12 protein-coding genes are annotated in these 17,051 nt (G+C 48.4%); 8 read left to right on the forward strand and 4 right to left on the reverse strand.

What is annotated here, in order from left to right; translation table 11 throughout:
* The first annotated feature begins 14 nt into the window (after positions 1 to 14).
* The 3 genes from FN124_RS17670 to FN124_RS17680 all read left to right on the forward strand — a co-directional run bounded on the left by FN124_RS17670 (position 15) and on the right by FN124_RS17680 (position 5,106).
* A complete protein-coding gene (locus FN124_RS17670) occupies positions 15 to 1,511 on the forward strand; it encodes a SusD/RagB family nutrient-binding outer membrane lipoprotein (RefSeq protein ID WP_142686085.1) in 1,497 nt (498 codons plus the stop codon).
* A gap of 26 nt (positions 1,512 to 1,537) precedes the next feature.
* Positions 1,538 to 3,859, forward strand: a complete 2,322-nt coding sequence (locus FN124_RS17675; RefSeq protein ID WP_142686086.1) for an arylsulfatase — start codon at positions 1,538 to 1,540, stop codon at positions 3,857 to 3,859.
* A gap of 158 nt (positions 3,860 to 4,017) precedes the next feature.
* Positions 4,018 to 5,106: a sterol desaturase family protein gene (locus tag FN124_RS17680; protein ID WP_142686087.1), complete on the forward strand. Its 1,089-nt coding sequence runs from the start codon at positions 4,018 to 4,020 to the stop codon at positions 5,104 to 5,106.
* A gap of 65 nt (positions 5,107 to 5,171) precedes the next feature.
* On the opposite strand, the gene FN124_RS17685 is transcribed toward FN124_RS17680, so the two are convergent.
* A complete protein-coding gene (locus FN124_RS17685; protein WP_142686088.1) occupies positions 5,172 to 6,266 on the reverse strand; it encodes a FecR family protein in 1,095 nt (364 codons plus the stop codon).
* Positions 6,267 to 6,491: 225 nt separating this feature from the next.
* On the opposite strand from FN124_RS17685, the gene FN124_RS30920 reads away from it, so the two are divergent.
* Positions 6,492 to 7,040 (forward strand): RNA polymerase sigma-70 factor, encoded by a 549-nt coding sequence (locus FN124_RS30920; RefSeq protein WP_185937250.1) that lies wholly within the window; start codon positions 6,492 to 6,494, stop codon positions 7,038 to 7,040.
* On the opposite strand, the gene FN124_RS17695 is transcribed toward FN124_RS30920, so the two are convergent.
* A complete protein-coding gene (locus FN124_RS17695) occupies positions 7,041 to 8,105 on the reverse strand; it encodes an SDR family oxidoreductase (RefSeq protein WP_142686089.1) in 1,065 nt (354 codons plus the stop codon).
* A 91-nt stretch (positions 8,106 to 8,196) separates the two neighbouring features.
* Between FN124_RS17695 and FN124_RS17700 the strand changes: the two genes are divergently transcribed.
* Positions 8,197 to 9,024 (forward strand): AraC family transcriptional regulator, encoded by an 828-nt coding sequence (locus FN124_RS17700; protein WP_142686090.1) that lies wholly within the window; start codon positions 8,197 to 8,199, stop codon positions 9,022 to 9,024.
* Positions 9,025 to 9,081: 57 nt separating this feature from the next.
* Here FN124_RS17700 and FN124_RS17705 read toward each other — a convergent pair whose 3' ends face one another.
* Positions 9,082 to 10,182: a fatty acid desaturase family protein gene (locus FN124_RS17705; RefSeq protein WP_221887825.1), complete on the reverse strand. Its 1,101-nt coding sequence runs from the start codon at positions 10,180 to 10,182 to the stop codon at positions 9,082 to 9,084.
* Positions 10,183 to 10,367: 185 nt separating this feature from the next.
* Between FN124_RS17705 and FN124_RS17710 the strand changes: the two genes are divergently transcribed.
* Positions 10,368 to 11,156 (forward strand): TerC family protein, encoded by a 789-nt coding sequence (locus FN124_RS17710; protein WP_142686091.1) that lies wholly within the window; start codon positions 10,368 to 10,370, stop codon positions 11,154 to 11,156.
* 43 nt (positions 11,157 to 11,199) lie between these two features.
* Here the strand turns inward: FN124_RS17710 and FN124_RS17715 are convergent, their stop codons facing one another.
* Positions 11,200 to 12,303, reverse strand: coding sequence for a LacI family DNA-binding transcriptional regulator (locus tag FN124_RS17715; protein ID WP_260607486.1), 1,104 nt, complete (start codon positions 12,301 to 12,303; stop codon positions 11,200 to 11,202).
* A 56-nt stretch (positions 12,304 to 12,359) separates the two neighbouring features.
* Here FN124_RS17715 and FN124_RS17720 point away from each other — a divergent pair, with 56 nt between their 5' ends.
* Positions 12,360 to 15,464: a SusC/RagA family TonB-linked outer membrane protein gene (locus FN124_RS17720; RefSeq protein ID WP_142686092.1), complete on the forward strand. Its 3,105-nt coding sequence runs from the start codon at positions 12,360 to 12,362 to the stop codon at positions 15,462 to 15,464.
* Positions 15,465 to 15,483: 19 nt separating this feature from the next.
* The gene (locus FN124_RS17725) at positions 15,484 to 17,040 is read left to right on the forward strand and encodes a SusD/RagB family nutrient-binding outer membrane lipoprotein (protein WP_142686093.1); all 1,557 of its coding nucleotides are present in this window, start codon (positions 15,484 to 15,486) and stop codon (positions 17,038 to 17,040) included.
* Positions 17,041 to 17,051 lie beyond the last annotated feature (11 nt).

A 17,051-nucleotide genomic window follows, 5' to 3' on the forward strand; every position in this document is an offset into this window, starting at 1 on the left:
AAGTAATCAGCAACATGAAAATATATTCATCTACTATAGGACGTTTATTTATTGCAGCGGGCATGTTAACGGTACCGGCCTCCTGCTCGCTTGAGGATACGAATGTTAACCCCAACGCCTCTACGGAGGTGTCTGTGAGCGCAGTGCTAACAGGCGCCGAAGTAGCGCTTGGGTTTAACCTGGGCGTTAACGCAGGCCTTATCGCCAATATCTATATTCAGCAGGCATCCGGTGCAAATGGGGACGCTGCTTCCTTTGACAACTATGCTTCATCTACCCAGTATTTTAATCAAACCTGGAGGGGATTTTACGTTGAGGTGCTTGACGAGCTGAAAATTGTGAGAACCACTGCGGCGCAGCAGCAACTGCCTTATTACAGTGGTATTTCCCGGGTGCTGAGCGTATATAGCTATGGCACCTTAACCGATCTTTTCGGGGATATTCCATACAAAGAATCATTGTATGGCAACAACATCACCAACCCGGCGTATGACAAGCAGGAAGATATTTACAAGTCGCTGCAGGAGCAGCTGGATTCTGCCATTGCGGAGTTGTCGCAACCGGCAGGAAATAACCTGGGCGCACTGCCGGCCACGGATGATGTGATATACGGCGGAAATATTGAGCGGTGGAAATCGCTTGCGTATACATTGAAGGCAAGATATGCGGTCCATCTTACTAAAATAAACAGCAAAACGGCAGCACAGGCCGTGTTGGATGCACTGTATGACGGCGCCCGCTACAGGGGAATAGCAGATAATTCTGCTGATGCGCTGGTGGTATTTGGCGCTTCTACCACTAATGCCAATCCTTTTTACCAGCAGAATACCAACAGGCCGGGATGGATAGGGCTTGGGGCATCTTTTGTAAACCTGTTGAACGGAAACGAAGTAACCGATGCACCTACCAAACCGGAAGGGTTGTTTGTAGATCCGCGCCGTGCCTATTTTGCCACTCCATATCCTGCAGGCAGTAATACTTACAGAGGCAGCGCACCGGGAGTGCCTGGCGCATTTTCAGTGATCGGCAGCTATTATGGCACTGCTACTTCACCGGTGGTGATCAGCAGTTTCTCCGAAGCCAAATTCCTGGAAGCGGAAGCGAGGTGGAGGATCAACCCGGCAGACCCTTTAGCTAAAACAGCGCTGGAAACGGCCATCCGGGCCTCTTTCCAACGGGTGATAAGCAATAGCGCAGATCCTTACGCTACCCCGGAAAAGCAAAAGGCATATATAACGGCTAAGGCTATATTAAACGGAGATTCAGGAAATGATCTGAAGAATATTATCACACAAAAATATATTGCCTTGTTCCTGCAACCGGAGGCCTGGTCGGATTACCGTAGAACAGGCTATCCTGCATTGCCGCTGGCAAAGAATGCCACCAGCGTTGCCAACCCCAACGGGCAGATCCCGCGAAGGATCCCTTACCCGCAGAATGAGCAGTCGTTGAATAAAAACACTCCTGCGGGATCGGGGTATCAAACCCCTGCTTTGTGGTGGGACAAATAAAACTTCAGCCAATTAAATCAAAAGAAATGACTTTCTCTTCTTCTTCCGGATCCTTTATTTCATTACTGCTGCTGGGCGTTGTATCAGGCACTTATGCACAATACAGCCCGCAGAAAAGTTACGCCGGGAAGCCGGGTACTACCCTTGCACAAACGGTGATTACCCCTGCGCCTTTCAATCCCGTTGCACCCGCGGGAGCCCCTAATATTATATACATTATGCTGGATGATGTAGGATGGGGCGCCAGCAGCGCATTTGGCGGGTTAGTGGAAACACCTGTTTTTGATAGTCTTGCCAATAACGGTCTGCGATATACGAATTTCCATACTACTGCTATCTGTTCGCCTACACGCGCGTCTTTGCTTACCGGCCGCAATCATCATTCGGTGAATGTGCCTACAGTCATTGATGCCGCGGTGAACCTGCCCGGTCACAATGGTTATATGCCGTTTGAGAAAGGCACGGTAGCAGAAATATTAAGGGAAGATGGGTATAACACTTACGCTGTTGGTAAATGGCATATAACTCCCAGCCCGGACCTCACGCCGGCAGGGCCTTTTAACCGCTGGCCTACAGGCCGTGGGTTCGACGCTTTCTTTGGATTTATGGCCGGGGAAACAGACCAGTATACGCCCGCGCTCTGGGAAAATACTGTGAAGGTAGAACCGGACCTGCAGGGAAAACATCTTACCACCGTATTGGTGGATAAGGCTATTTCCTATATCGCCGGGCAGCATTCAGCTGCACCTGATAAGCCTTTCTTCCTGTATTTTACACCGGGCGCTACGCATGGCCCGCACCAGGTAGATAAGTTCTGGATAGAAAAGTACAAAGGTAAATTTGATGCAGGATGGGATGTGTACCGGGAGCAGGTATTGGCCCGGCAAAAGCAGCTGGGGCTTGTTCCGCAGGATGTAACACTGCCGCCGCGCAATCCCGGTGTAAAACCATGGGAGTCGCTTTCCGCTACCGAGAAAAAGGTGTTCTCCCGTTTCTTCGAGGTATATGCAGGATTCCTTTCCCATACTGACTATGAAGTAGGCCGCCTGGTTAATTACCTGCGTGAAACCAAACAGCTGGATAATACGCTGATAGTACTTATTATAGGCGACAACGGCGCCAGTAAGGAAGGCGGTTTGAGCGGTCATGTGCATGGTATTAACGAGTATATAGATGGTAGTTTGTTTACCGAAAACTATGAAAGCAGGATAAAGGATATTGATAGTTTGTATGATAAGATAGGCAGCCCGGAATCGGGGCCTAACTACCCGGTGGGATGGGCACAGGCTGCGAACACACCGTTCCGTTACCTGAAGCAGGATGCCAACAGTGAGGGTGGTACCCGTAATCCGCTGGTGATCTTCTATCCCAAACTGATCAGGAAAGGAGGCATACGCACGCAGTATTCACATGTGAACAGTGTTACGCCAACCGTGCTGGAAATTGCAGGGCTGAAAGTGCCTGAAGTGATCAATGGCTATCCGCAGGATACGCTGGAAGGTATCAGCCTGGCTTACACTATTAACAACGCCACCGCTCCGGGCAGACATCATGTGCAATACTACGAAATAGCCGGTGGGCGCGCTATCTACAAAGACGGCTGGAAGGCTGCAGTAAGCCACAAACGCGGCACCCCATTTACCGCAGATAAATGGGAGCTGTATAACCTGGATAAGGATTTTAATGAGCAGCATGATCTTGCCGCTGCCAATCCTGCAAAACTAAAAGAGCTGCAAGATCTTTTTGATAAAGAGGCCTGGAAGTATAAAGTGTACCCGTTGCTGGGAGATACTACCCGCCTTACTCCCGCGATCCTCACCCGTGGCCCGCTGGATAACAGGGCCAGCGCAATATTATACCCCGGTATAACGCAGGTGCCTACACGCTCGGCTCCATTTCTTTCAGAGCAGTCGTTTATTATTAAGGCAGATGTGGAGTTGAATGATGTAAAGAATGAAGGCGTATTGTTAAGTGTTGGCGGGCGTTTTTCAGGATTTACTTTTTTTGTGCAACAGGGAAAACTGAAAGCAGTACATAACAATAACGGGCGGTTAACAGATCTTACCTCAGGAAAAACGCTGGCGCTTGGGAAAGCGGTGCTTCGTTACGAGCTGAAATATACACCGGCGCTGCAGCTTACAGACCCGGCCGGTACCGAAGCATTATACATCAACGATGAGAAAGTAGCGGAGCGTGCCATCACCAAAGCAGATGCAACTATTTCTCCTTACGACGAAGGGCTGGATGTAGGAAGGGATCAGGGTTCTGCTGTATCGCCCTTATACAGATCGCCTTTTAATTTTACCGGTAAACTTAACCATATCGAAATAATACATCCTTCACTTTAAATCTTCTATTATGACGTTAACAGATCTTGTTTTAATAACAAAGAAAATTGCCATCGGCATAATAATATTCCTGGTGCCGCTGGTGGTTATCGGTGGCAGCATCTGGCTGATTCATTTTTTATTCAATCAACATCATTGATCACATAAAAAAGATAATTATGACAACAACAGCAAAAACGCCGTCGCGTGTAATCCTGAGGGATTCCCTGATAAGCTTACTGCTATATATATTGCCGATAGGGCTTATGTTCCTGTCGTTTTATATCAGTGGCAGTAAACCCTGGCTGCAGGCCACTTCCGAGCATCTAGGTTTCCACGCCCCCGCATTTGTGGAAGCCGTGTTCAATAACCTGAAAACATGGGGACTGCCGGCTATTATGGTGGTAGTAGGGGTGATAGAATTTTCCGTGGGATTTTATGAGAATAAATGGACGAAGAACGAGCGCACGCTGGATATAGTTTGCTTTATACTTCCGAAGGTGGTATTACGCCCGATGATTGCTTATTTCGGGTTGAAATTATTACCGTTTGTTTTGCCTGATGCAAAGAATATATTTGCGTGGGTGCCTTTCTGGTGGGGTTTTGCCATCATGGCTGTGGCGGATGATCTTACGCAGTACTGGTATCACCGGCTGCATCATCAGCTTCCGTTACTATGGCGTTTTCACCGCACGCATCATTCCGCTCCTTATATGGGTATGGCAATGACGGGCAGGCAGAACATTATTTATACGGCATTCTTTTCACAGATCTACCTTACAGTTACGCTTACCTACCTGGGGCTTGGTTACCCGGCGCTTTTTGTAGGCGGCATAAAATCACTGATCACAACGGCAGCACATTCCAGTATTAAATGGGATAAGCCATTTTATACCATCCGCTGGCTGAACCCTATTGGCTGGGTAATGGAGCGCCTGATTTCAACGCCCGCCACGCATCATGCGCATCACGCGGATACATCGGATGATGGCATCGGGTATTACAAAGGTAATTTTGGCAACATGTTTTTCATCTGGGACCTGATCTTCGGAACAGGTATTATTACCCGGCAGTACCCCGTTGCATATGGATTGAAGCATTATAAAGAAGAAGAGTGGTATGCCCAGTTGTTGTGGCCCATTTTTAAATCAAAGAAGGCGGGCAGTGAACTGGCGCATAACGGGCCGGTAGTAGGAGATGAAGTGGAAGAAGCGCCTGACGTGGTTGTACAGCCGGTGGCTGCCATTGTGCGCGCAGAAGCGGTATAATATATTGGATATAGCAAAAAGAAACCGCTCCGGACATATGTTTGAGCGGTTTCTTTTTGTTACGTTTATAACCTGAAAGCATTCACATTACCTGAAAAATCTGCCACGTAAAGCATTCCATAATGAAAGCCCGACATCAGTTGTAATGCCTGCAATACATCTTCAATACTTTGTTTCCGGAATGCGCCTGTGAATACTTCCTGTTTGTATTTATCATTTTTAAAACGCAGGGTTACGTTGAACCAGCGTTCCAGGTCGTGCGACAAATCTTCAAATGTTACATTGTCAAAGTCGAAGCGGTCGTTTACCCAGGCGGTAGCCGGTTTTTCCGTTGTTGTGTTGTTACCGGTAACGGTCATTGTTCTTACCGGCGTGATGCTGAAGTTGGTTTTTCTGTTTACAGGTATTTGTATATTTTCTTTTGTGCCGATGATTAATTTTTGTTCAGGTTGCAGCTGCACGGTTTTCCTTCCCCCGGTATTATTGTTATCCGGGAAATCCACTTCCACTTTCCCGCTGAGCAATGTTGTTTCCACGGTAGCATCCTCTGTATAGGCTTTTACGTTAAATACGGTGCCTAATACGCGGATATTTACCTTGCCGGACCGGATGATGAACGGGTGCGCAGGGTCGTGTTTTACATCGAAATAGGCTTCGCCGGTAAGGCCTACCTCGCGTTCTCCATTCAGAAAGCGGGTGGCGTCGTATTGCAGGCGGCTGCATGCGTTGAGTATTACGCTGGTGCCATCCGGCAGTACCACGCTTGTTTTGGAGCCGGTTTTGGTAACTACTTCATTGCGGAAAGACTGCCTGCGCGGCATGGCCGGCCACAGGGTGTAGGCGGTAATGAGGATGGCAACGCCGGCGGCAATGCCGCTGATCATCCGCCAGGGAATCAGCCGTTTGGCAGGAGGGAGGTCTTGTTCCTGCTGCAGGAACAGGTTCATGCGATCCATCCCTTCGCTGGCCAGCCGTTCTTCTTCAGCAGGAGAAAACCCGCCGGCACTGTTCACGGAACTGATATCACCAACAATGGTAAAAGCATATTGCAGTTCCGGAAACTGCATCAACAGCATTTCCAGCTCTTTCAATTCCTCAGTAGTGGCCTCCCCGGATATTTTCCTGGCCATCAATATATTTACCCGGTTGCGCTCAATCATTTATTTTTTGTCCGTGTTATACCAGAAGGACGAAAAGAAAATGGAAAACCCCCAAAAGCCAGGAAAAAAATTCTTCTATGGAAACCAGCGCAGGCACTGCCACCTGACGCCGGAAAAATACCGCCGCCAAAAATAAATGGCGGGATAATTTATTTTGTTAACTTTAGCGTAATCTGCGTTATATATTATTGCAACCAATATCAGTGGCTTAAAAGGGATGGATCAGTGTACAATCAATTATTCAGGAACATCACGGTGAACAATGACCAGGCGGCCTTTAAAGCTTTCTATCATCATTTCTTCATCAAACTGTTGCGTTTTTCCTTTTCGCTTACCCGTAACAAAGAGGTAGCAGAAGAAATTACGAACGATGTTTTTATGCATTGCTGGCAAAAAAGGCAATCACTGGCGGACATAAAAAATCCGCAGGTATACCTGTTTGTGGTAGCAAAGAATAAAGCAATTGATTATATGAGGAAACCGGCCAGTTCCCGGAAGGTAATTTTTGCGGAAGAAGATAAACTGGAAATCGCCTTTGAAAGCGATCTGGAGCAGCTGATGATTTCCGCGGAAATGATCCGGAAGATGGAATATACCATTGAACAGCTTCCTCCCAAATGCAAAATGGTATATATCCTTGTGAAGCAATACGACCTTCGTTATAAAGAGGTAGCCACCATCATGAACCTCTCGGTTAAAACGGTGGAAAACCAGCTGGCTATTGCCATGAAGCGCCTTACGGCTGCCGTGAACTTTACGTTGGAGAAAGCATGATCAGGGTATTACTTTCATCTTCTTAAAATTTTCAAAGATTTCCAGGAACATTTTTTCTGTATCCACAAATTCCCCGAAGCCGGCACGGCGGGCTTTACTGCCATCGGCAAAGAAATCATAGTCCCACGAAAAAACAAAGTCGCCGAACTTCCACGACGATACCTCCGCATAGCTATATTGCAGCCCGTATTTTTCCATCATACTGTTCCACAGCGGTTCTTTATCTGCCATTACAATGTCCAGCTGCATGGGCAGGGGCACAGCTGTTTCCATGCCGAAGTAGCTGGCTATACGTGGCCAGAGATCCGACCAGCGGAAGAGGTCGCCGTTGTTGATATTAAAGGCCTCATTGGCGCCGGCGGGGCTTTCCGCCGCCCATACCGTTGCTTTGGCCAGCAGTCCGGCATCCGTCATTTCCATGAGCTTATCGTAAGCGCCGGGTTTCCCGGGAAAGCGGAGCGGCAGGCCCAGCTCTTTTGAAACAGTGGCATACACGGCAATTACCATGGCAAGGTTCATGGGGTTGCCCAATGCAAAGCCGCCTACTACCGATGGCCGGATGGCAGACCAGGACCAGGGCTTACCCTGTTGAAACGTTTCCAGGAAACGCTGTTGTTCCATATTGAACTCCGGCGGCATAAAACGGCCGGCATCCGTTTCGCGTGCAGGTGTTTTAAATGGGCCGAGATGGGCGCCATATACCTTGTAGCCTTGCATAAGACTGATGTGCTGCAGGCCGGCAGCAACGGGAGCTACCACTTCCACCACATTGCGGAGCATGGTCATATTAGGGGCCACCAGCTCCGCCCAGCTGCCGCGGTCCTGGTAGGCGGCATAAAATATATGCGTTACCGTAGTAAGCCCGCCAAGCTGCTGCTCACTGTTTTCCCGGTTCAGCAGGTCTACTGCAATGTGTTTTACCTTTGCGCTGTTTGTACCGCCTCTCCTGGATAGCCCGATGATCTCCCAGTTGTTCTGCGTAAGGAGGTGGTCAATGAGGTTACGTCCTATTACGCCCTGTGCGCCTGCTATCAGGGCTACTTTCTTATTATTATGCTGTTCCATCACTGTGTTGTATTTTTAACAGTACAAAGGTCAGCCTCCGTTGTCGGACATTACTTGTATATCTGCGGGGTTCATTGGTATATTTTAAAGAATGAAGAGATACATACAACACGAATACCTGAAAGTGTCGCACTTCACTGCCGGTGAGTGGGAGCACCCGGTGCATAACCATAATCATTTTGAGCTGATCTTTATCCACAAAGGCAGCGGCACGCATTGTATTTCGGGGATGAATATTCCGTATACCGGTCCCTGTTTATTTTTGCTGGCGCCCTGCGATGCGCATCATTTTGAAATCACGGAGCCTACTACATTTACCTTTATCAAATTCACCAATGTATACCTGCATGGCAGTGGTAATATGCGGTTGCAGCAAAGCTGGAACCAGGAGCTGGATCAGTTGCTGCTGCAGGCCAGGCAGAAAAGGATGATCACGGAAAATATTCACCGTATGGAGCCGCTGATCCGGCTGGTGGCGGCGGAGTGGAAGGAAAGCAGCAACACCGTTTTCTTTTTGCTGCAGGCGTTGTTTACCATGATCAGGCAGGTAACTGAGCATGAACTGCCGGGGGCCGGCCCTAAGAACGACGCAAGGGTAACGCATATTCTGAACTATATCCATGAGCATATTCACCAGGCCGGCGATATACAGGTAGAACAGCTGGCGGAGCTTTTCGGGTTTTCCAAACATTACCTGGGCGCGTTTTTTAAAGAGCAAACAGGTAGCACGTTGCGGGATTATGTGAACCAGTACAAATTGCAGCTGTTGGAAAACAGGTTGCAATACAGTGTTTTTTCTTTAAAGGAAATCAGCCATGAGCTGGGATTTAATGACCAGAGTCATTTGAATAAATTTTTCAGGAGATACCATGATATGAGCCCTTCCGCGTACCGCGAACAGGTGCAGGGTGTTATATAACGGTTACCGGCAATGTTAAACAAAGAGGGGTGTTCCGTTCAGGAACACCCCTCTTTGTTATTGACGGCCCAGCTTTTTGAGCATGCGGGCATGTTCCCACAGGGCGTGTATAAAAGTGGGTTGTACCTGGTAGGGCACGTTGAACGCGGCAGCCTGTTGCTGCACAATAGGCGCCAGTTTCCGATAGTGTACATGGCAGATGCCGGAAAACAGGTGGTGCTCGATCTGGTAGTTTAACCCACCGATGAACCACGACAATACACGGCTGCGTGGTGCATAATTGGTTGTATTTTCCATTTCATGTATGGCCCAGCTGTCTTTCATTTTCTGATCCGCATCGGGAATCGCGTATGCGGAAGAGCTCATTACATGCGCCGGCTGGAAAATGCAGGCCAGTAGTAAACCGGCAGTAAAGTGCATGAGGAAGAATCCCGCAAGCACCCAATACCAGGGCATTCCGGAGAATATTAAAGGTAACACAAGGATGTACCCATAATAAAACACCTTGAACAGGGAGATCCGGAACATCGCCTGTTTTAACGTCACTTTTTGTTTTGAGAGCAGGCCACGGCTTTTATAGCGCAATACCTGCAGGTAATCTTTTGCGGTCATCCAGAAGAGCGTCATCAGCATGTAAAAACCCCAGGCATACATATGCTGGTAGCGGTGATACCAATGCCGCGGTTGGTTGGGTGAAAAGCGAAGGAATTTTATTGAGTCAATATCTTCATCCAAACCTGATACATTGGTATAGGTATGATGGAGCACGTTATGCTGTATTTTCCAGGTGGGCGCGTATCCCCCGATGATCTCCAGGATATGGCCCATGATGTTGTTAATGCTCTTTTTGGGAGAGAAGGAACCATGGTTGGCGTCGTGCATGATAGACGCGCCAATGCCGGTAACCCCCAGGCCCGATAGCAGCCACAGGCCAAGGTAAAGCCAGGTATTTCCGGCGCCCAGGCCTGTTACCATTAAAACATAGGGCACAAAATATAAAGCAAGCATCACGATTGTTTTGATCCACATTTCCCTGTTGGCATACACAGAGATGTTGTTAGCGGAAAAGTAATCCTGTACTGCGGCTTTGGCAGACTCAATAAAGCTGTTGTTACCGCGCGAAGCAAAGCGCACTATATGCCATTCATCTTTTTTCATATTATTATTTTAATCAGAAAACGGTGTTTGATACAGAAAAGAAGCAGGCGGGGGAGAGATGCTAATCATTGTATTGAATGTAATTTACGATAAATGTTTTTAGCAGGTGTTTAGCAGATTTCATCACTATCAAAAAAGGAAGTATATTCGGGTTTGCACATATATAACCTATAGAACTGTCAATTATGGAACATCTGCTTACCGTTGACTCGCTCATAAGCCTGTTAACGCTAACTACCCTGGAAATTGTGTTGGGGATCGATAACATTGTGTTTATTTCCATCCTGGCGGGAAAACTGCCGGAAGATAAGCAAAAGAAAGCCCGCCGTCTTGGGCTCGGGCTGGCGATGTTTGTACGTATTTTATTGCTGTTGTCTATCAGCTGGATCATGTCGCTGACAAAACCGCTTTTTAATATAGGGGAATGGGTAGGTGTTCAAAATGCGGCGTGGCTGGAAAAACTGGCTATTTCAGGCCGGGACCTGATCCTGCTGGTAGGAGGGTTGTTCCTCATCTATAAAAGTACCGCAGAGATACATGAAAAGCTGGAGGGAGGTGAACATGCAGCAGCAAATGCCAAACCTATGAAGTTCAGCCAGGTAATTGTACAGATCCTCCTGCTGGATATTGTGTTTTCACTGGATTCCGTGATCACGGCCGTAGGAATGGCAGATCATGTGGAGATCATGATCATCGCTGTTGTACTGGCAGTGGGGGTAATGCTGCTGGCCTCTGAATCTATCAGCCGTTTTGTGAATAACCATCCTACCGTGAAGATGCTGGCGCTGTCGTTCCTGCTGCTGATAGGCGTTTCACTGATAGCCGAAAGTTTCGATCAGCATATCCCCAAAGGCTATATTTATTTCGCGATGGCTTTCTCAGTATTCATCGAGGTGCTGAACCTGAAGGTAAAATCCCGCTCGGAGAAACCCGTGAAACTGCGTAATGAAGCGGAAATGCCCGAAAAGAAATAATAAGCTGATCATCTTCAAAAAAATAACGGGAAAGGGTATACGCTTATGAACGTATACTGCTTTCCCGGACAATCAATTTTCCGGGCAGGATAATTTCTTCCGGTATAAAATTTTTCTTCTTAATATGATTCAGCAGTAGCTGGCAGCTTTTCTTTCCTATCTCAAAGGCTGGTTCTGCAATAGTAGATAAGGAGGGGGAGATGATAGCAGACATAGGATCGTTCGTAAAACCGATCACGCCCACATCTTTCCCTACTGCAATATTTTTTTTCTTCAGTGTAACAATGGCGCCTACCGCTTTACGGTCGTTTACTGCAAATACTGCGTCCGGTTTATCGTTCAGCTTCCATAATTTTTCCATGTCGTTTTCACCGCATTCCTGTGTAAACCCTGAGTGGATGATCCATTTTTTGCGGATGGGCATTCCGTTCCTGCGCAACGCATCAAGATAGCCATTAAGACGGCTGTCGGTGAACGTAAGTCCCTCCGGGCCGGCAATATGCGCTATTTTTTTATATCCATTGGCAATGAGATGCGTGGTGGCTTCAAAGGCGCCGTTATAATCGTCCTGCATCACCTTGGAGGTGCGGATATCCGCCGCCACACGGTCGAAGAACACAACAGGAATACCATCATCAATGATCTCCTGGAAGTGATCGCAGGAGCCTGCCTGCGAGGAAACAGATACCAGCAGGCCATCCAGGCTGCTGAAGGAAAGATTGCGGATAATATTTAATTCCCGGCCGGCATCATCATTCGTCACATATAAAATGATATTATAATTATGGCTGTAGGCTATTTCCTGGATACCGGTAAATACGGTGGAGAAATAGTAATTGGTGATCCCCGGCAGTATCACCGCCAGGTTGTGCGTACTGTTCTTTACCAGGCCGGTGGCGTTGAAGTTGGGTTTGTAGTTTAGCTTCGCAGCCATATCCAGCACCAGTTTACGGGTGTCTGCACTTACGTCATACGTATCCCGTAACGCCCTTGAAACGGTAGATACAGAGATATTTAATGCATGAGCGATGTCTTTTATGGTAGCATAGTGTCGGCGCATTCTTCTTACAGGTCTGTGGTTGGAATACTTAAATATAATAAATCCACCGGTAACGTTCTCGGTGAATTTTCTGCAGAAAGGAATCATCAGATGTATTTTGGGTGTACAATTACCAACCGGGATCCATTAAAAATTCGTAGTGTATGAGAAGCTGTATTAGTCAAAAGCCACACCTGTATTTCCTGATTATGCTAATTGCCTTGTCATGGCAGCTATCTGCACAAGATCAGTTATCACTGAAGGGTGTTGTACGGGACGCTGCTTCCAAATCGCCGCTTCCCGGCGTAAGCGTTGGTGTAAAGGGCACCGCCCGTGGGGTGAGCACTGATGCTGAAGGAAAATATGCTATTTCCGCGGCAGCCGGCGCCATGCTTGTATTTACCTATGTAGGATATGATAAGAAAGAAATCCCTGTATCCGCACAAACAACTATTGATGTGGCGTTGCAACAAAGCGCCACAGGCTTAAATGAAGTGGTGGTAACTGCATTGGGTATAGAGCGTAAAACCCGTTCCCTCGGCTATGCTACGCAACAACTGGACAATGCCACCATCAACACGGTGAAAGATCCCGGCGGGAATATCATGAATACCCTCAGTGGTAAAGTAGCCGGCGCTGTGGTAACCCCCGCGGCATCAGGCCCAGGCGGCGCCGTAAGGGTGATATTGAGAGGGAACCGCTCTATCAGCGGTAATAACAATGCGCTGATCGTGGTAGATGGCGTGCCGATAGACAATACCATGTCCACCGAAAAAAATGGGGGCGGCTCTGCCAACACCATTGGTACACAGCCTAAAAGCATTAGCAGTGGCTACTCCGGCAGCGATGGCGCGGCCAGTATAAATCCACAGGATGTAGAGTCTGTGAACGTGCTGAAAGGCCCCGCAGCCGCTGCTTTATACGGTAGCCGTGCGGCTAATGGCGCTATCATCATCACCACCAAAAGCGGTAAAAGCGGCAAGCTGGCAGTAAATTATAACGGCGGCGTATCGCTGGATCAGCCCAATATGCTGATGAAGTTCCAGAATACCTACGGTAGCGGCAGCAAAGGTCAGGCAGGCAACCGCGCCCCGGCCAGCTGGGGAGCGCCTGCGCAAACTTACTCCGATAACGTGAGAAGCTTTTTTAACACGGGAACCACAGTGAATAATTCTATTGATATTTCCGGCGGCAACGATAAACTACGTGGCTACGCATCTTACACCAATAATGCCATCAGTGGTATTATCCCGAAGAACAGAATGGAAAGAAATACGCTGAACCTCCGCGTTGCCGCTGAAATATTGCCCCGCCTGACAACAGACGTAAAACTGACCTACATCAGCCAGGATATCAAAAACAAGCCCCGCCTGGGCGACCAGGGCGTGGCCAATGAAGCCTACCTGATGCCGCGTGACCTTAGTAAGGATTCGCTGAAGCATTTTGAGGGAATGGATGCTACGGGGCAACCTTATCCTATCTACTGGACCAACTCCACCACCTTCCAGAACCCTTACTGGGACGTGTACCGCAACATGGTGGATGAATCGCGCAACCGTATCATGCTGCTGGGATCAGCCAAATACCGGCTTACCGACTGGCTCAGTTTACAGGGCCGGTATAGCCTCGACCGTTACGATGATAAGATCACTGCTTCCTATTACAATGGTACTGTAGCTTTCCCTGTGCAGCCCGGCGGCCGTTACCTGGAAGCATATGTGAATCACTGGGAACGGAATATGGACCTGCTGCTAACCGGCAGTAACAGGTTATCCGGCGATTTCCATGTAAGCTATAACCTGGGAGGAAGCATACTTACCAGCAAAGGATACAATTCGCAGGCACTGGCTAACGGGCTGAGTATCCCGAATCATTTTAATCTCATGTTTGCCACCGCTCCGGCCACCACCAACACTACGGTGCAGAAAGAGATCCAGTCTGTATATGGCAGCGCGCAGCTGGACTTCAGGCAATACCTGTACCTGGATGTAAGTGCGCGGAACGACTGGTCGTCTACCCTGCCGAGGCCATACAGCTATTTTTATCCTTCTGTAGGATTGTCCGCCGTAATATCTGATATGTGGAAGATGCCTTCCTGGATTACATTTGGTAAGGTGCGCGCTGCATATACGCAGGTAGGTAATGATGCGGATCCTTACATGTTGCTGCAGGCATATTACTACAGTGTTGGCGCAGGCGGAGGCTTTGTATCGAGAGATAATACCAAATCTATTTATAACCTGAAGCCGGAACAAACAAAGTCGTGGGAAGCAGGACTGGAATGGAAATTCTTTGATGGCAGGCTTGGACTGGATGCTACCGTATACAAGAACAATACCATTAACCAGCTGCTGAATGTTGGATTGCCACAGGCCAGCGGTTTTGATGATCAGTATATCAATGCCGGCAACATCGAGAATAAGGGGCTTGAAATTATGTTGAGCGGCACACCTGTTCAGCGTAAGGATTTCACCTGGAACAGCAGTGTGAATTTTGCCACCAACAGTAACAAAGTATTATACCTGGCCGAAGGTGTAGACCAGATCAATCTTTCCCCCGCTACCAACTTCGCCACCTTGCAGGCAAAGGTTGGAGGTAAGTATGGAGATATGTATGGTTATGCGTGGCAAAAGGATCCGAAAACAGGACAGTACCTGGTAGGTACAGATGGTTTACCGGTAGTAGCACAGAATCAGTATCTCGGCAATTTTAATCCCGACTTCACATTGGGCTGGAGCAACCAGCTGCAGTATAAAAAGCTCAGCATGTCGTTTCTCATTGATGGTCGTGTAGGCGGCATCGTTATATCGGGTACAGATGCGCTGCTGGCCTCCTACGGGGTGGCCGACTATACTACCAGGTACAGGGACGGCGGACTGGTATTGCCAGGGGTGCTGGCAGATGGCAGCGTTAATACAAAAGCGATTGATGCAGAAGATTTCTGGACAAAAGTGTCACAGGGTGGCCGCGACGCATGGGGGCAATTCTTTGCTTTCAGCGCCACCAATTTCCGTTTGAGGGAACTGTCGTTTGGATATGATTTTGATTTCGACCAGAAGCTGGTAAAACGTGCACGGCTTTCATTGACTGCACGTAACCTGTTTTTCCTGTACCGGGGCAAGTCGGTGCTCGATATACCGGGCATGGGTAAACGTAAATTACCAATTGATCCGGAATCAGCGCTGGGCACCAGTAACTACCAGGGTATTGAGGCTGGTTTACCGCCGGCAGTGCGCAGCTTTGGCCTGAACCTGAATGTATCCTTTTAGTTAACAAAAAAACACAGCCATGAACAAGCAATTAAGATATATACTTCCACTGGCGCTGACGATGATGATGGGCAGCTGTACAAAGAACTTCGATTCCATGAACGTGGACCCCAGCGGGTTAACGGGTGTTGGCAAAAGTGAGTTGCCTTTTATGTTTGCAAAGGCAGAATCATCGGCCGGTGTTAACCAGGGATATTATCAGACTGTACAGAACCTGTATGCGGATTTATATGCACAATATTTTGCACTGAACACCAACAGTTTTCAAACAGACCGTTATGTGATCAACGATGGTTGGTTGCCGCGGCCGGGCATCATTGCCTATGTGCAAACGGTGCCGCAGCTGCGAACCATTTTTGAGAACACAGAAGAAACTTCCGGCGAGTATGCCTTGGCGGAGATCATGTGGGTGTATGCCTTTCATCACCTGACGGATTATTTCGGTCCGGTAGCTTATTTTGATGCCGGGAAAGCCCAGGATGTGATCCCTTACGATGCCCAGGATAAAATTTATGACGACTTCTTCAAAAGACTTGATCACGCAGTCAAAAATCTTAAAGCCGGTAGCGCCACCAATATTTTCGGCGCCAACGACCTGATATATGCGGGGGATGTACAGCAATGGATCCGCTTTGCCAATACGCTGCGTTTGCGGCTCGCACTGCGGATTTCAAAGGTACAACCGGAGCGTGCCAGGCAGGAGGCGGAAGCCGCAGTAGTTGCCGGCGTAATGACGGAAGCTGCCCATACCGCCATGATGAAGAAATCACTGAACGGTGGCGATGGCAACGGGCTGGCAAGAGTGGCATCCTATAATGAATTCAGCATGAGCGCCACTATGGCGTCTTATATGAAAGGCTACAACGACCCCAGGATGGGTGTTTTTTACCAGCCTTCAGTAAATGGAGGTACTTTCAGGGGCGTGCGCAACGGATCGCCGGCGGTATCGCTGAATAACCCGCTGAACCAGGCGCCGCAAACTTCCAATGCTGGCACTTATTGGGCCACCTATAACCCGCTGAACCTCTCCTGGCTGCCGGCACTGGAAGCGCCCAAGCATGTAATAATGGCTGCCGAAGCTTATTTCCTTCGGGCAGAAGGCGCTTTAAATGGTTGGAATATGGGCGGAGCTGCGAAAGACCTGTACGAAAAAGGTATTGCGGTAAGCATGGAAAACTGGGGTGTGAAAGATGCTGCTGTTGTCAGCGCTTATACAAATTCCACCTCGGTACCGGTAGCCCCGGGCGATGCTGAAAATTCTGCCGCTGTAGCCAATATACCGGTTAAATTTGGTACAGCGTTGAATATACAGCGCCAGCAGGTAGGCACACAGAAATGGCTGGCTATTTACCCCGACGGACTGGAAGCATGGGCCGAATATCGCCGCAGCGGTTACCCGGTGATGTACCCGGTGGTAAAATCAGATAATCCTGATTTACCGGCAGGCACTTTTATCAAACGGTTACCTTATCCTTCTTCTGAAGCAGTGAACAACGGGGAAGAGCTGAAGAAAGGTATACAGTTACTGGGCGGCCCGGATAATGCTGCTACCCGCCTCTGGTGGGATGTAGATTGATGTATCACTAA

The organism is Chitinophaga polysaccharea (genome assembly GCF_902150045.1).
Taxonomy (GTDB): Bacteria; Bacteroidota; Bacteroidia; order Chitinophagales; family Chitinophagaceae; genus Chitinophaga; species Chitinophaga polysaccharea_A.

Coding starts and splice junctions, on each gene's coding strand:
- FN124_RS17670 (WP_142686085.1), top strand. CDS start 15: ATGAAAATATATTCATCTACTATAGGACGTTTATTTATTGCAGCGGGC.
- FN124_RS17675 (WP_142686086.1), top strand. CDS start 1,538: ATGACTTTCTCTTCTTCTTCCGGATCCTTTATTTCATTACTGCTGCTG.
- FN124_RS17680 (WP_142686087.1), top strand. CDS start 4,018: ATGACAACAACAGCAAAAACGCCGTCGCGTGTAATCCTGAGGGATTCC.
- FN124_RS17685 (WP_142686088.1), bottom strand. CDS start 6,266: ATGATTGAGCGCAACCGGGTAAATATATTGATGGCCAGGAAAATATCC.
- FN124_RS17695 (WP_142686089.1), bottom strand. CDS start 8,105: ATGGAACAGCATAATAATAAGAAAGTAGCCCTGATAGCAGGCGCACAG.
- FN124_RS17700 (WP_142686090.1), top strand. CDS start 8,197: ATGAAGAGATACATACAACACGAATACCTGAAAGTGTCGCACTTCACT.
- FN124_RS17705 (WP_221887825.1), bottom strand. CDS start 10,182: ATGAAAAAAGATGAATGGCATATAGTGCGCTTTGCTTCGCGCGGTAAC.
- FN124_RS17710 (WP_142686091.1), top strand. CDS start 10,368: ATGGAACATCTGCTTACCGTTGACTCGCTCATAAGCCTGTTAACGCTA.
- FN124_RS17715 (WP_260607486.1), bottom strand. CDS start 12,303: ATGATTCCTTTCTGCAGAAAATTCACCGAGAACGTTACCGGTGGATTT.
- FN124_RS17720 (WP_142686092.1), top strand. CDS start 12,360: ATGAGAAGCTGTATTAGTCAAAAGCCACACCTGTATTTCCTGATTATG.
- FN124_RS17725 (WP_142686093.1), top strand. CDS start 15,484: ATGAACAAGCAATTAAGATATATACTTCCACTGGCGCTGACGATGATG.